The organism is Streptomyces sp. NPDC026377, from assembly GCF_055567715.1.
The window spans coordinates 1-14,771 of record NZ_JBVHPV010000030.1; the positions used below are offsets into that span (position 1 = coordinate 1).

Below are 14,771 nucleotides of genomic sequence, written 5' to 3' on the forward strand. Positions count from 1 at the left end.
GCGGCATCATCACGGCCCTGAAGGCCGCCGGTCTCTCCAAGCTTCCCCCCGTCACCGGCCAGGACGCCGAACTCGCCGGAGTCCAGCGCATCGTCGCGGGCGAGCAGTTCATGAGCGTCTACAAGCCGTACGTCCAGGAAGGCCCGATCGCGGCCGAGATGGCCGTGGCGCTGGCCAAGGGTGAGAAGCTGGACTCGATCGCGAAGTCCAAGGTCGACAGCCCGACCACCAAGGGCGTCCCGTCGGTGATCCTCCCGGTCGTGTCGCTGACCAAGGACAACATCAAGGACACCGTCATCAAGGACGGCATCTACAAGGTCGACGAGATCTGCACCTCGAACTACAAGGCCGCCTGCGACGCGCTCGGCCTGAAGTAGTCACCCGCCGGGACTCCCCGCGTACGAGGACTCCTCCCGCACGCGGGCCCCGGCCCCCGAAGCCCCTCCGGCGCCCCGCCCTCCTTCTCAGCCCCCGCTATCGGGCGGGGCGCCGGACGGAAACGCTTCTCCTCCTCGTTCTCTTCTGCTCAAACCTCCGCGCCCCTCTCCTCGGGCGCGGCATCCCCGCCGGTCAGGCGGCGAAGGAGATGGTTCACGTGTCCGCTACGCCCGTGCTGGCGTTGCGCGGGGTCTCCAAGCGGTTCGGTGCCGTTCAGGCGCTCACCGACGTAGAGCTTGAGGTCCACGCCGGTGAGGTGGTCGCCCTGGTGGGCGACAACGGAGCCGGAAAGTCCACGCTGGTCAAGACGATCGCGGGTGTGCACCCCATCGATGACGGCGTCATCGAGTGGGAGGGCCGCGGTGTACAGATCAACAAGCCGCACGACGCCCAGGCGCTCGGCATCGCGACCGTCTACCAGGACCTCGCGCTCTGCGACAACATCGACGTCGTCGGCAACCTCTACCTCGGCCGGGAGCTGCGCAAGCGCGGCATCCTCGACGAGGTCGAGATGGAGCGCCGCTCGCGCGAGCTGCTGACCACGCTCTCGATCCGCATCCCGAGCGTCCGCATCCCGATCGCGTCGCTCTCCGGCGGCCAGCGCCAGACGGTCGCCATCGCCCGCTCGATGCTGGGCGAGCCCAAGCTCGTCATCCTCGACGAGCCGACCGCGGCCCTCGGCGTCGAGCAGACCGCGCAGGTCCTCGACCTGGTCGAGCGGCTGCGCGAGCGCGGTCACGCCGTCATCCTCATCAGCCACAACATGGCCGACGTGAAGGCCGTCGCGGACAAGGTCGCCGTACTGCGCCTGGGCCGCAACAACGGCGTCTTCGACGTCAAGACCACCTCGCAGGAAGAGATCATCTCCGCCATCACCGGCGCCACGGACAACGCCGTGACCCGCCGTGCGGCGCGCAACGCGGAGGTTCAGAAGTGAGCACCGACAAGACCTCCCCCGTGGACAAGGCCGAGGCGGTGGACCCGACCGCCCCCATCCACCTCGACAAGCCGCACGAGGCCCCCGTGGACGCGCCCCCGGCCGCGGGTGAGGCGGTCACCGCCGTCGACCCGCGCCTGCTCGTGCGCGAGCAGGGCTTCGCCGGTTACGTGTCCGAGTTCAAGCGCAAGATGAAGGCGGGCGACCTCGGGTCGCTGCCGGTCGTCGTCGGCCTGATCGTCATCATGGCGATCTTCCAGAGCCTGAACTCGAACTTCCTGACCGCCGGCAACCTCTCCGACATCTCGGTCGCGATGGTCGGCACCGGCATGATCGCGACCGGCATCGTCTTCGTCCTGCTGCTCGGCGAGATCGACCTCTCGGTCGGCTCGGTCAGCGGTGTCGCGGGCGCCACCTTCGCGGTGCTCAACGTCACCCACGGCATGGCCGAGTGGCTGGCCCTGGTCCTGGCGGTCCTCACCGGCACGGTCGCCGGCGCCATCCACGGCTTCGTCTTCGCCAGGATCGGCGTCCCCGCGTTCGCCGTGACCCTGGCCGGTCTGCTCTTCTGGAACGGCTTCATGCTCCAGATCCTGGGCAGCAACGGCACGATCAACCTGGACTCCGAGGGCCTGGTCGCCAAGCTGACCAGCTACTACTTCACCGATGTGGCGGCCGCCTACGGCCTGGCCGCGGTCGCGGTGGCGGCCTTCTTCCTCACCTCGCTCCTGGACAGCCGGCGCCGCGAGGCCGCCGGGGTGCCCTCGCGCCCGCTCAGCGAGATCGTGCTGCGCACGGTGCTGCTCGCCGTCCCGGCCGTCGGCGCCGCCGCCGTCTACAACCAGTACAAGGGCCTCCCGCTCGCGGTGGTGCTCTTCCTGGCGGTCCTGGTCCTCACCGACTTCGTGCTCCGGCGCACCGCGTACGGCCGCAAGGTCTTCGCGCTCGGCGGCTCCATCGAGGCCTCCCGCCGCGCCGGCATCAACGTCGTGATGATCCGCACCTCGATCTACGCGATCTCCGGCACCTTCGCGGCCATCGGCGGCCTCTTCCTCGCCTCGAAGATCACCGCGGCCAACCAGGGCGCGGGCAGCGGCGAGCTCCTGATGAACGCCATCGCGGCGGCCGTCATCGGCGGCACCAGCCTCTTCGGCGGCCGCGGTCGCACCTGGAACGCGCTGCTCGGTGTGCTGGTGATCACGTCGATCCAGTACGGCCTGGCCCTTCAGGGCATCGCCTCGCCGATCCAGTACATGATCACGGGTGGCGTACTGCTCGCGACCGTCGTGATCGACGCGGTGACCCGCAAGACCCAGAAGTCCGCCGGTCGCGCCTGACCGGCGGCCCGCGTCCCCCCTGGCCCTTGCGGCGCAAGGGGGGACGCCACAGACGGACCACGGACGTGCCCGGCGCCCCTCGCGGCGCCGGGCACAGCTGTGCGCGGGCGCGGATGTCAGCCATACGGGTGGCGTCGAACGCACCGCCCGATGACCGCCGTCGCGGACGGAACATTAGACTCGGCCAAATCGGCATGCTCGACCAGCACGGATGCAAGGAGGCACGGGTGCCGCTGCTTACCCGTATCAGGGGACCGCGCGATCTCGACCGGCTCAGCCCGGAGCAGCTGGACCAGCTGGCCGCTGAGATCCGGACCTTTCTCGTGGACGCGGTCTCCAAGACCGGCGGGCACCTCGGCCCCAACCTGGGTGTCGTGGAGCTCACCATCGCTCTGCACCGCGTCTTCGAGTCGCCCAGGGACAAGGTCCTGTGGGACACCGGCCACCAGAGCTATGTGCACAAGCTGCTCACCGGACGCCAGGACTTCTCCAGGCTGAAGATGAAGGGCGGCCTCTCCGGCTACCCCTCGCAGGCCGAGTCCGAGCACGACGTCATCGAGAACAGCCACGCCTCCACCGTGCTGGGCTGGGCCGACGGCCTCGCCAAGGCCAACGAGGTCCTCAAGCGGGACGACCACGTCGTCGCGGTCATCGGCGACGGCGCCCTGACCGGCGGCATGGCCTGGGAGGCGCTGAACAACATCGCCGCCGCCAAGGACCGCCCGCTGGTCATCGTCGTCAACGACAACGAGCGCTCCTACGCGCCGACCATCGGCGGCCTCGCCAACCACCTGGCCACCTTGCGCACCACCGACGGCTACGAGCGCTTCCTGGCCAAGGGCAAGGACCTCCTGGAGCGCACCCCGGTCGTCGGCAGGCCGCTCTACGAGACGCTGCACGGCGCCAAGAAGGGCCTCAAGGACTTCATCGCCCCCCAGGGCATGTTCGAGGACCTGGGCCTGAAGTACGTCGGCCCGATCGACGGCCACGACATCGAGGCCCTGGAGTCCGCGCTGACGCGTGCCAAGCGCTTCGGCGGCCCGGTCATCGTGCACTGCCTCACCGAGAAGGGCCGCGGCTACCAGCCCGCCCTCGCGGACGAGGCCGACCGCTTCCACGCCGTGGGCAAGATCCACCCGGACACCGGCCTGCCGGTCTCCACCTCGGGTCTCGACTGGACCTCGGTCTTCGGCGAGGAGATGGTCGAGCTCGGCAAGGAGCGCGAGGACATCGTCGCGATCACCGCGGCCATGCTTCAGCCGGTCGGCCTCGACAAGTTCGCCCGGGCCTTCCCCGAGCGGGTCTACGACGTCGGGATCGCCGAGCAGCACGCCGCGGTCTCCGCCGCCGGCCTGGCCACCGGCGGGCTGCACCCGGTCTTCGCCGTCTACGCCACCTTCCTCAACCGCGCCTTCGACCAGGTCCTGATGGATGTGGCCCTGCACAAGTGCGGCGTGACGTTCGTGCTGGACCGCGCCGGGGTCACCGGCACCGACGGGGCCTCGCACAACGGCATGTGGGACATGTCGATCCTCCAGGTCGTCCCGGACCTCAGGATCGCCGCCCCGCGCGACGCCGACCAGGTGCGCGCGCAGCTGCGCGAGGCCGTCGAGGTCGAGGACGCCCCGACCGTGGTGCGCTTCTCCAAGGGCGCGGTCGGCCCCGCCGTCCAGGCGGTGGGCCGGGTCGGCGGCATGGACGTCCTGCGCGAGGCCGGCACCGAGCGCCCCGACGTGCTCCTGGTCTCGGTGGGCGCGCTCGCCCCGATGTGCCTGGAGATCGCCGATCTGCTCGACGCCCAGGGCATTTCGACGACCGTGGTCGACCCGCGCTGGGTCAAGCCCGTCGACGAGGCGATGGCCCCGCTCGCCGAGACCCACCGGGTCGTCGTCACCGTCGAGGACAACAGCCGCGTCGGCGGTGTCGGCTCGGCCGTCGCCCAGGCGCTGCGCGACGCGGGGGTGGACGTGCCGCTGCGCGACTTCGGCATCCCGCCGCGCTTCCTCGACCACGCCTCCCGCAAGGAGGTCATGGCCGAGATCGGGCTGACCGCGCCCGACATCGCGCGCCAGGTCACCGGCCTGGTCGCCAAGCTCGGCGGTCTGGAGAGCGCGAGCGCCGTGGAGCCCGCGCGCGACTGACCCCTTGCGCACCCGGCCGTCGCCGGGCACCGGTCAACGGGCCGGTTCGATCGCCCTGTACGGGTGGTTGAACCGGCCCAATCGCGTGAATTACGGCCGCCGCCCGGTACCCGTACCGCTCCACGTCCCGATCATGGCGGGGACATGAGCTAGCGGAGGTGCACAAGGTGGCTGGTACCGGTCTGTTCAGGACCAAATCGATTGAGAAGTCCATCGCGGACACGGAGGAACCGGAACACGCACTCAAGAAGTCGCTGTCGGTACTGGATCTGACGGTCTTCGGTGTCGGTGTCATCATCGGCACCGGCATCTTCGTCCTCACCGGCAAGGTCGCCAAGGAGAACGCGGGCCCCGCGGTCGCCCTCGCGTTCGTGGCGGCCGGTGTCGTCTGCGCGCTGGCGGCGCTGTGCTACGCCGAGTTCGCCTCCACGGTCCCGGTGGCCGGGTCCGCGTACACGTTCTCGTACGCCTCGCTCGGCGAGCTGCCCGCCTGGACCATCGGGTGGGACCTGGTCCTCGAATTCGCCCTCGGCACCGCCGTGGTCGCCGTCGGCTGGTCGGGGTACGTCCGCTCGCTGATGGACAACGCGGGCTGGCACCTGCCGGAGGCGCTCTCCGGGCGCGAGGGCGCCGACGGCTTCGGCTTCGACATCCTCGCCGCCGTCCTGGTCCTGGTGCTGACCGCCATCCTGGTCTTCGGCATGAAGCTCTCCGCGCGCGTCACCTCGGTCGTCGTGGCCATCAAGGTCACCGTCGTCCTGATCGTGATCATCGCGGGCGCGTTCTTCATCAAGGCCGACAACTACAAGCCCTTCGTCCCCAAGGCCCAGCCGCAGGAGGCGGGGGGCAACCTCCAGGCGCCGCTGATCGAGCTGATGTCGGGGTACGCGCCCACCAACTTCGGTGTGATGGGCATCTTCACCGCCGCCTCCGTCGTCTTCTTCGCCTTCATCGGCTTCGACATCGTGGCGACCGCCGCCGAGGAGACCAAGAACCCGCAGCGGGACATGCCGCGCGGCATCCTCGGCTCGCTCTTCATCTGCACCGCGCTGTACGTCGCCGTCTCCATCGTCGTCACCGGTATGCAGCACTACAGCCGGCTCTCCATCGACGCCCCGCTCGCGGACGCCTTCAAGGCCACCGGCCACCCCTTCTACGCGGGCGTCATCAGCTTCGGCGCCGCCGTCGGCCTCACCACGGTCTGCATGATCCTGCTGCTCGGCCAGACCCGGGTGTTCTTCGCGATGAGCCGGGACGGGCTGCTGCCCCGCTTCTTCTCCCGCGTCCACCCCCGCTACCGCACCCCGCACCGCCCGACCATCCTGCTCGGCGTGATCATCGCCGTCCTCGCGGGGTTCACCAGCCTCAGTGAGCTCGCCGAACTGGTCAACATCGGCACCCTCTTCGCCTTCGTCGTCGTCGCGATCAGCGTGATCATCCTGCGGCGCACCCGGCCCGACCTGCACCGCGCCTTCCGCACCCCGCTGGTGCCCTGGGTGCCGATCCTGTCGGTGGCGGCCTCGCTGTGGCTGATGCTCAACCTACCGGCCGAGACCTGGCTGCGGTTCGGGATCTGGATGGTGATCGGCTTCGTCGTCTACTTCCTGTACGGGCGCTCCCACAGCCGTATCAACGCAGAGTGACGACTGCCGGTTCCCGGAGTTGATCGCCCGGCCCCGTATGTCCCGCTTCAGCGGGAACTGTGGGGCCGGATAGCGTGCACCCCGTGCACCGTACGCCCACCGGCCCCCTCGCCCCGTCACACTCCGTACGTACGTCACGGGTGCCGCGGCCGCGTGCGGAGCCGGTGCCCGGCCGCCGCGCCGGGTACTGGACACGGCTGCTGCCCGCGCTCGCCGCCCTCGCCGTCCTGACCCGGCTGCCCTCCTTCCGGCACTCCCTGTGGAACCCCGACGAGGGCTACCTCGCCGTCCAGGCCCGCCAGCTCGCCGCCGGGGGAGCGCTGTACGACACGGTCGTCGACCGCAAGCCCCCGCTGCTGCCCTGGCTGTACGAGGCCGCCTTCGCGGTGTTCGGCGACACCTCGCTGGGCCCCCTGCGGGTCGCGGCGGTCGGCGCCCAGCTGCTCACCGCCGTCCTCCTCGCCTCCACCGCCCGCCGCCGCTGGGGCGACCGGGCGGGCCGCGCCGCGGGCGTGCTCCACCTGCTCGTCTCCATCGGCCTCAACCCCGAGGACACCCAGGCGGCCACGTTCGAGGTCTTCATGCTGCCGTTCACGGTCGCGGCCGTACGCTGCGCCGACCGGGGCCAGTGGGCCCGCGCCGGGCTCGCCGTCGCGGGGGCCTTCCTCACCAAGCAGACCGGCGGCGCGGCGCTCGTCCCCGTGCTCTGGCTGCTGTGGCGCACGGCCGCACCCCGCCGCGCCGCGCTGCTGCGCACCGGTGCGGGGCTGTGCGGCCCGGTCCTGCTCGGGGCGCTGCTCACCGGCCCGGCCCGGTTCCTGTTCTGGACGGTCACCGGCTCCGGCGCCTACGCCTCCTTCACCGGCTCCGAGCTCCACGTCCTGGCCCGGGGCCTCGCCAACACCGCGCTGCTCGCGCTGGCCTGCGCCGGACTGGTCCCGCCGGTGGTGCGGGTGCTGCGGATCGCCCGCACCGGCGCCGCCGACGTCTGGCTGTGGCTCGCCTCCTCGGCCGGGGCGGTCCTGGCCGGCTTCCACTTCTTCGGCCACTACTACCTCCAGCTCGTCCCGCCGCTGGTGCTGCTGGCCGCCACCGCCCTGCAGATCCTCCCGCCGCAGCGGCTCACGGCCGCGCTCCTCGCCTCCGCCTGCGCCTGCGCGCTCTTCCTGACCTGGGGCCTGCTCGCCCCGCGCCCCGAACTGGCCCACGCCGAGCGCCTGGCCGCGGCCGTACGCGCGCGCTCGGCGCCGGACGACCCGGTCCTGGTGTGGGGGATACACCCCGAGACGTACTGGCTCGCGGGCCGCGCCCCCGCCACCCGCTATCTGACCGCCGGGCTGCTCACCAACTACAGCGGCGGCCGCGACGGCCCCCAGGTGGGCGAGAGGTACGGGGTGGCGGGCTCCTGGCCGGTCTTCCGCGCCGAGCTGGCCGTGCGGCCGCCGGTGCTGATCGTCGACGACTCCCGGGGCGAGCCGTACGCCCCCGAACGCCTCCCCAGCCTGCGCCGCCTGCTGGCCGCCCACTACGAGCCGCTGGCCGGGACGGTCGACGGGGCCGTGCTGTACGTACGCGCTCAGTCCGCGCCCTCCGCCTCCCCGGCCGGGTGACGCACCGCCCGCGGACCCACGCAGCGCGCCCCGTGCGCCTCCACCCGGCGGCGCAGCTCGCGGTCGGCCGTCACCACCAGGCAGGGCCGGTCCGGGGCGCGCCCGGCGGCCAGCTCCACGATCCGGTCGTCACCGCTGCCGGACGCCGACTCCACCCGTACCCCCGCCACCGGCTCCACCCCGCGGGCCGCGCCCTCGACCACCAGGACCAGCTCGACGGGGCCCGGAAGACCCGGCAGACCGCTCTCGGCGTAGCCCGCCAGACGGTCGCGCAGCCGCTCCGCGGCGCCGCGCCGGTCGCGCCACCAGCCGTCCGGGACCGAGCCCACCACATTGGCCGCGTCCACGATCACCAGCGAGGTCGTACCCATCCCGGCAGGGTGCCACGAGGCGCGGGAAAATCGCACGTCGGAACGGGGAAATCCGATGAAATCCGGGTCCTGGGCCGAGTGTTATTGTCGCTGGGTCTCATGGTGTGTCGCATCCGGCCGCTCATCGCGGATCTGGTAGGGAAAGGTGGTCGGTGAGCCATGGCGTTCAAGCCTGCGCGTACCTCGAAGGGGCAGGCCGGCCCGGAGCGCGAGACGCCCGCCGCCGCCTCCGTCACCTCGCCCGGCCCCGTCCCGGCCCCCGCCCTGCCCGACGGCTCCCCGGCCGTCACCGGCTGGCTGCTGCGCGGCAAGGACGGCCGGCTGACCGCGTACGCGCCGACCGCGGGCGGTGTGCTCCGCTGGACCGAGACGCACCCCGGCGGCCCCGAGTGGAGCGGCCCCGAACCGGTCGCCCCGGCGGCCGGACTCGACCCGCGCCTGACCGTCGCCCAGGGCGCCGACGGCTATGTGCACCTGGTCGCGCTGCGCCGCACCACGACACCCGCGGGCGAGGCCAGGACGGACGTCGTGCACGCCATCCAGTACCAGTCGGGCCGCCCGGTCAAGGACTGGTATCCGCTCGGCACCCCCTACCGCGACCAGGAGAAGGCCGCCGAGGTCGGCCACCCGGCCGCCGTCGTCGACTCCGCCGACAACCTGTGGGTCTTCCTCCGCAACGCGGGCGGCGGGGTCTGCGCCCGCGGCCAGCTGTCCTCCGGCAAGTGGGGCAACTGGAAGGACCTCAAGGGCTCCGGCTCGTACGGCACGATCTGCGCGAGCACGGCCGACGAGGGCCTGATCGAGGTGCTGGCCCCGGCCCGGCGCGGGGTGATGCGCTGGCGGCGCGCCCCGGGCGCCAACGAGTTCGAGCAGGTGCCCGACCTCAAGCTCCAGGTGGTGAACGGGTCGGTGAGCGCCCAGCACACCGGCGAGGGCCGGACCACCTTCTTCTGGCGCGAGTCCGAGGACGGCGACGTCCGTGCCTTCCGCGAGGACCTCCCGGCCGTGGCGCTGGGCGGCGCCTCCAACGGCCCGCTCGCCGTGCTGCGTACGCCCGTCGACGGGCACGACTGCACCCTGATGGCCATGCGCGGCCCCGACGGCCGCCCGGCCCTCGCCGCCTACCCCACGGAGGCCGAGTCGGCCGGCGCGGTGTGGGCCTCCACGGGCGAGGTGTGCGCCGGGGTGCCCGCGCTCGCCACCGACGCGGCGGGGCGCGTCGTCCTCGCCGCCTTCGGCACCGACGGACGGCTGCGCGTCACCCGGCAGAAGACCACCGAGCCGGGCCTGGCCCTGGAGCCCTGGACGGTCGTCTGACGGCCCGTCGGCCCGCCGCCCGACCCGGAACAGCCAGAAGGCCCCCCGCGGCTGCGGGGGGCCTTCTGTGTGCTGTGCGGGGAGCGTTACGCCGGGACGCTCGCCACGCCCTGCGCGAGGAACGTCTTGCCGTTCACCCGCTCCGAGACGCCCTCACGGTCCAGGTACGGCGTGATGCCGCCCAGGTGGAAGGGCCAGCCGGCGCCGGTGATGAGGCAGAGGTCGATGTCCTGGGCCTCGGCCACGACACCCTCCTGGAGCATCAGACCGATCTCCTGCGCCACCGCGTCCAGGACGCGGTCGCGGGTCTGCTCCTCGGTGAGGACCGAGTCGCCCTGCTTGAGCAGCGCCACGACCTCGGGGTCCAGCTCCGGCTTGCCGGAATCGTGGACGTAGAAGCCGCGCTTGCCCGCCTTGACGACCGCCGCGAGGTTCGGGGAGACCGTGAAGCGGTCCGGGAAGGCGCGGTTGAGCGTCTCCGAGACGTGCAGACCGATGGCCGGTCCGACCAGCTCCAGCAGGACCAGCGGCGACATCGGCAGACCCAGCGGCTCGACCGCCTTCTCGGCGACCTCGACCGGGGTGCCCTCGTCGATGACGTTCTGGATCTCGCCCATGAAGCGGGTCAGGATGCGGTTGACGACGAACGCCGGGGCGTCCTTCACCAGGACCGCGGTCTTCTTCAGCTTCTTGGCGACACCGAACGCCGTGGCCAGCGCCGCGTCGTCGGTCTGCTCGCCGCGCACGATCTCCAGGAGCGGCAGGATCGCGACCGGGTTGAAGAAGTGGAAGCCGACGACCCGCTCGGGGTGCTTCAGCTTCGACGCCATCTCGGAGACCGACAGCGAGGAGGTGTTGGTGGCGAGGATCGCGTGCGCCGGGGCGACCGCCTCGACCTCCGCGAACACCTGCTGCTTGACGCCGATCTCCTCGAAGACGGCCTCGATGATGAAGTCGGCGTCGGAGAAGCCCTCGGCCTTGTCCAGCACACCGGAGACCAGGCCCTTGAGGCGGTTGGCCTTGTCCTGGTTGATACGGGACTTGGCGAGCAGCTTGTCGATCTCGGCGTGGACGTAGCCCACGCCCTTGTCGACGCGCTCCTGGTCGATGTCGGTCAGCACGACCGGCACCTCCAGGCGGCGCAGGAACAGCAGCGCGAGCTGCGAGGCCATCAGGCCCGCGCCCACCACGCCGACCTTGGTGACCGGACGCGCCAGCGACTTGTCGGGCGCGCCCGCCGGACGCTTGGCGCGCTTCTGCACCAGGTTGAAGGCGTAGATGCCGGAGCGGAGCTCGCCGCCCATGATCAGGTCGGCGAGCGCCTTGTCCTCGGCGTCGTAACCGGCCTGGAGGTCACCGTCCTTGGCCGCCTCGATGATGTCGAGCGCGCGGTAGGCGGCCGGGGCCGCGCCGTGCACCTTGGAGTCGGCGATGAACCGGCCCTTGGCGACGGCCTGGTCCCAGGCCTCGCCGCGGTCGATCTCGGGGCGCTCGACCGTGACGTCGCCCTTGAGGACGTTCGCGGTCCAGATCAGCGACTGCTCCAGGAAGTCCGCGCCCTCGAAGATCGCGTCCGCGATGCCGAGGTCGAAGACCTGCTTGCCCTTGAGCTGGCGGTTCTGGTTGAGCGAGTTCTCGATGATCACCGTCACGGCGTTCTCCGCGCCGATCAGGTTGGGGAGCAGCGTGCAGCCGCCCCAGCCCGGGACCAGACCGAGGAAGACCTCGGGCAGCGAGAAGGCCGGCAGCGCCTTGGAGACGGTGCGGTAGGTGCAGTGCAGACCGACCTCGACACCGCCGCCCATGGCCGCGCCGTTGTAGTACGCGAAGGTCGGCACGGCCAGCGCGGCGAGGCGCTTGAAGACCTCGTGGCCGCCCTTGCCGATGGCCAGCGCGTCCTCGTGCTTCTTCAGCAGCTCGACGCCCTTGAGGTCGGCGCCGACCGCGAAGATGAACGGCTTGCCGGTGACACCGACGCCGACGATGGTGCCCTCGGCCGCCTCCTTCTCCACCTGGTCGATGGCGGCGTTGAGGTTCGCCAGCGAGCCGGGGCCGAAGGTGGTCGGCTTGGTGTGGTCGAAGCCGTTGTCCAGCGTGATCAGCGCGAACCGGCCCGCGCCGAACGGCAGGTCGAGGTGGCGCACGTGCGCCGAGGTGACGACCTCGTCCGGGAACAGCTCGGCCGCACCCTTCAAAAGCTCAGCGGTGGTGCTCACTTGCTGCCTCCGGCGTCCTTGTGGTGCGGGTTCTCCCAGATGACCGTGGCGCCCATGCCGAAGCCGACGCACATGGTGGTGAGGCCGTAGCGGACCTCCGGCTGCTCCTCGAACTGCCGCGCCAGCTGCGTCATCAGGCGTACGCCGGAGGAGGCGAGCGGGTGGCCGAACGCGATGGCGCCGCCGTACTGGTTGACGCGGGCGTCGTCGTCGGCGATGCCGTAGTGGTCCAGGAACGCCAGGACCTGCACGGCGAACGCCTCGTTGATCTCGAAGAGGTTGATGTCCTCGATCGACAGACCGGCCTTGGCCAGCGCCTTCTCGGTCGCCGGGATCGGGCCGTAGCCCATGACCTCGGGCTCCACGCCCGCGAAGGCGTAGGAGACCAGGCGCATCTTGACCGGCAGGCCGTTCTCGCGCGCGAACTCCTCCGACGCGATGATCGACGCGGTGGCGCCGTCGTTGAGGCCGGCCGCGTTGCCCGCGGTGACGTTGCCGTGGACGCGGAACGGCGTCTTCAGGTTCGCCAGGCTCTCCAGCGTGGTGCCCGGGCGCATCGGCTCGTCGGCGGTGACCAGCCCCCAGCCGGTCTCGCCGACCTCGGCGTTGGTGTTGCGCACCGAGATCGGGACGAGGTCCTGCTGGATCTTCCCGTTGGCGTACGCCTTGGCCGCCTTCTCCTGCGAGCGCACGGCGTACTCGTCGGCGCGCCGCTTGGTGATGTGCGGGTAGCGGTCGTGCAGGTTCTCGGCGGTCATGCCCATGAACAGGGCCGACTCGTCGACGAGCTTCTCGCTCACGAACCGCGGGTTGGGGTCGACGCCCTCGCCCATGGGGTGGCGGCCCATGTGCTCGACACCGCCGGCGATGACGGCGTCGTAGGCGCCGAAGGCGATGGAGCCGGCGACCGAGGTGACGGCGGTCAGCGCGCCGGCGCACATACGGTCGATGGAGTAGCCCGGCACGGACTGCGGCAGACCCGCGAGGATGCCGGCCGTGCGGCCCAGGGTCAGACCCTGGTCACCGATCTGCGTGGTCGCGGCGATGGCGACCTCGTCGATCTTCTTGGGGTCGAGGGCCGGGTTGCGGCGCAGCAGCTCCCGGATCGCCTTGACGACGAGATCGTCGGCCCGGGTCTCGTGGTAGATGCCCTTCGGGCCCGCCTTGCCGAACGGGGTGCGGACGCCGTCGACGAAGACGACGTCCCTGACGGTACGAGGCACGATGGCTCTCCTCCAGGGTGCGGGATGGCACTGCTGCGCGTGACGCACACGCCTGAGCGCGCGCTCACCCCGCCATGCTACTTGCGGGTAACCAAACTGCCCAGCCCCGACGACAGGAGCGGCGAAGGTCACACTCCATCGGCCCCCTGTCATGGCCGTACCCCCTGATGACCGACGGTCGTCAGGGGGTACGGGAGCGGTTCGCGCGGCTCAGGCGTTGGCGGCCAGCGCCCCCGCCAGCAGCGGCGTCACCTGCTCGACCTGCCAGCGGCGGGCGCCGTACGCGGTCAGCGCCTCGGCCACCGCCGCCTCGGAGCGGTCGCCCGGGGGCTCCCAGCACACCCGGCGGACCGTGTCCGGGGTGATCAGGTTCTCCTGCGGCATGTTCAGCCGCTCGGCCAGCTCCGACACCGCCGCGCGGGCCGCCGAGAGGCGCGCCGCGGCGGCGGGGTCCTTGTCGGCCCACGAGCGCGGCGGCGGGGGGCCCGCGACCTGCTGGCCGGGCTGCGGGAGGCCGGACTCGGGCAGGGCCCGCGCCCGGTCGACGGCGGCCTGCCACTGCTCCAGCTGGCGCCGCCCCATCCGGTGGCCGAACCCGGGCAGCGCCATCAGCGCCTGCACGTCGAGCGGCAGCGCCAGCGACGCCTCGATGATCGCGGAGTCGCTGAGCACCTTGCCCGGCGAGACGTCACGGCGCTGGGCGACCTTGTCGCGGGCGGTCCACAGCTCGCGCACGGCGGCCATCTGACGGCGCCGGCGGACCTTGTGCATCCCCGAGGTGCGCCGCCAGGGCTCCTTGCGCGGCGGGGCGGGCGGGGCCGCCGCGATCGCCTCGAACTCCTGGTGGGCCCAGTCCAGCTTGCCCTGCCGGTCGAGCTCCTTCTCCAGCGCGTCCCGCAGGTCGACGAGCAGCTCCACGTCCAGGGCCGCGTACCGCAGCCAGGGTTCGGGCAGCGGGCGGGTCGACCAGTCGACCGCGGAGTGGCCCTTCTCCAGGGCGTAGCCGAGGACGCTCTCGACCATCGCGCCCAGGCCCACGCGCGGAAAGCCCGCGAGGCGCCCGGCGAGCTCCGTGTCGAAGAGCCGGGAGGGGGTCATGCCTATTTCGCGCAGGCACGGCAGGTCCTGGGTGGCGGCGTGCAGGATCCACTCGGTGTCGGCGAGGGCGTCGCCGAGCGAGGAAAGGTCGGGGCAGCCCACCGGGTCGACGAGCGCGGTGCCCGCGCCCTCACGGCGGAGCTGCACGAGGTAGGCGCGCTGGCCGTAGCGGTAGCCCGAGGCGCGCTCGGCGTCCACGGCCACCGGGCCGGTACCGGCCGCGAACGCGGCGACGACTTCGGCGAGCGCCTCGTCGGTGGCTACGACGGGCGGAACGCCGTCACGCGGCTCCAGCAGGGGAGTCGGCTGCCCATCGACCGGGACGTCGTCGTCCGGGGGGGCGCCCCCGGTGGTTCGCAGTGCTGTCTCTGCTGCGGTCTTTTGGGCGTCGGTCACCTGTCAAGGGTACTTGGGTATACGCCGCGCCCGTCGACGGAACG

At 71.8% G+C, this 14,771-nt stretch carries 11 protein-coding genes; 7 read left to right on the forward strand and 4 right to left on the reverse strand.

Going from position 1 to position 14,771, the window contains the following annotated elements:
- From ACZ4MU_RS33850 to ACZ4MU_RS33875, 6 genes are all read left to right on the forward strand, one after another.
- The coding region (locus ACZ4MU_RS33850) for a substrate-binding domain-containing protein (protein ID WP_467883373.1) at positions 1–377 on the forward strand (377 nt) is incomplete at its 5' end.
- A gap of 209 nt (positions 378–586) precedes the next feature.
- Positions 587–1,375 (forward strand): ATP-binding cassette domain-containing protein, encoded by a 789-nt coding sequence (locus tag ACZ4MU_RS33855; protein ID WP_190091470.1) that lies wholly within the window; start codon positions 587–589, stop codon positions 1,373–1,375.
- Positions 1,372–2,712 carry a sugar ABC transporter permease gene (locus ACZ4MU_RS33860; RefSeq protein ID WP_467883374.1) on the forward strand — a complete coding sequence of 447 codons (1,341 nt, stop codon included), beginning with the start codon at positions 1,372–1,374 and terminating at the stop codon, positions 2,710–2,712. The genes ACZ4MU_RS33855 and ACZ4MU_RS33860 overlap by 4 nt, the downstream gene beginning before the upstream one ends.
- A gap of 227 nt (positions 2,713–2,939) precedes the next feature.
- The gene (gene dxs / locus ACZ4MU_RS33865; protein WP_467883405.1) at positions 2,940–4,853 is read left to right on the forward strand and encodes a 1-deoxy-D-xylulose-5-phosphate synthase; all 1,914 of its coding nucleotides are present in this window, start codon (positions 2,940–2,942) and stop codon (positions 4,851–4,853) included.
- 167 nt (positions 4,854–5,020) lie between these two features.
- Positions 5,021–6,496, forward strand: coding sequence for an amino acid permease (locus ACZ4MU_RS33870; protein ID WP_467883375.1), 1,476 nt, complete (start codon positions 5,021–5,023; stop codon positions 6,494–6,496).
- Positions 6,497–6,579: 83 nt separating this feature from the next.
- On the forward strand, positions 6,580–8,106 hold the full coding sequence (locus ACZ4MU_RS33875; RefSeq protein ID WP_467883376.1) for an ArnT family glycosyltransferase: 1,527 nt from the start codon (positions 6,580–6,582) through the stop codon (positions 8,104–8,106).
- Here the strand turns inward: ACZ4MU_RS33875 and ACZ4MU_RS33880 are convergent.
- Positions 8,073–8,477: a PIN domain-containing protein gene (locus ACZ4MU_RS33880; RefSeq protein WP_467883377.1), complete on the reverse strand. Its 405-nt coding sequence runs from the start codon at positions 8,475–8,477 to the stop codon at positions 8,073–8,075. The two genes, ACZ4MU_RS33875 and ACZ4MU_RS33880, sit on opposite strands and share 34 nt — an antisense overlap.
- A 159-nt stretch (positions 8,478–8,636) precedes the next feature.
- Between ACZ4MU_RS33880 and ACZ4MU_RS33885 the strand changes: the two genes are divergently transcribed.
- On the forward strand, positions 8,637–9,794 hold the full coding sequence (locus ACZ4MU_RS33885; RefSeq protein ID WP_467883378.1) for a PLL family lectin: 1,158 nt from the start codon (positions 8,637–8,639) through the stop codon (positions 9,792–9,794).
- Positions 9,795–9,880: 86 nt separating this feature from the next.
- On the opposite strand, the gene ACZ4MU_RS33890 is transcribed toward ACZ4MU_RS33885, so the two are convergent.
- The 3 genes from ACZ4MU_RS33890 to ACZ4MU_RS33900 all read right to left on the reverse strand — a co-directional run bounded on the left by ACZ4MU_RS33890 (position 9,881) and on the right by ACZ4MU_RS33900 (position 14,727).
- Complete coding sequence (locus ACZ4MU_RS33890) at positions 9,881–12,010, reverse strand: 3-hydroxyacyl-CoA dehydrogenase NAD-binding domain-containing protein (protein ID WP_467883379.1); 2,130 nt, start codon at positions 12,008–12,010, stop codon at positions 9,881–9,883.
- Positions 12,007–13,233: a thiolase family protein gene (locus ACZ4MU_RS33895; protein ID WP_467883380.1), complete on the reverse strand. Its 1,227-nt coding sequence runs from the start codon at positions 13,231–13,233 to the stop codon at positions 12,007–12,009. Before ACZ4MU_RS33895 ends, ACZ4MU_RS33890 begins: the two co-directional genes overlap by 4 nt.
- 210 nt (positions 13,234–13,443) lie before the next feature.
- Entirely contained in the window at positions 13,444–14,727 is a 1,284-nt protein-coding gene (locus tag ACZ4MU_RS33900) for an HRDC domain-containing protein (protein WP_467883381.1), read from the reverse strand.
- Between the last annotated feature and the right edge of the window lie 44 nt (positions 14,728–14,771).

Coding starts and splice junctions, on each gene's coding strand:
- ACZ4MU_RS33855 (WP_190091470.1), top strand. CDS start 587: ATGGTTCACGTGTCCGCTACGCCCGTGCTGGCGTTGCGCGGGGTCTCC.
- ACZ4MU_RS33880 (WP_467883377.1), bottom strand. CDS start 8,477: ATGGGTACGACCTCGCTGGTGATCGTGGACGCGGCCAATGTGGTGGGC.
- ACZ4MU_RS33885 (WP_467883378.1), top strand. CDS start 8,637: ATGGCGTTCAAGCCTGCGCGTACCTCGAAGGGGCAGGCCGGCCCGGAG.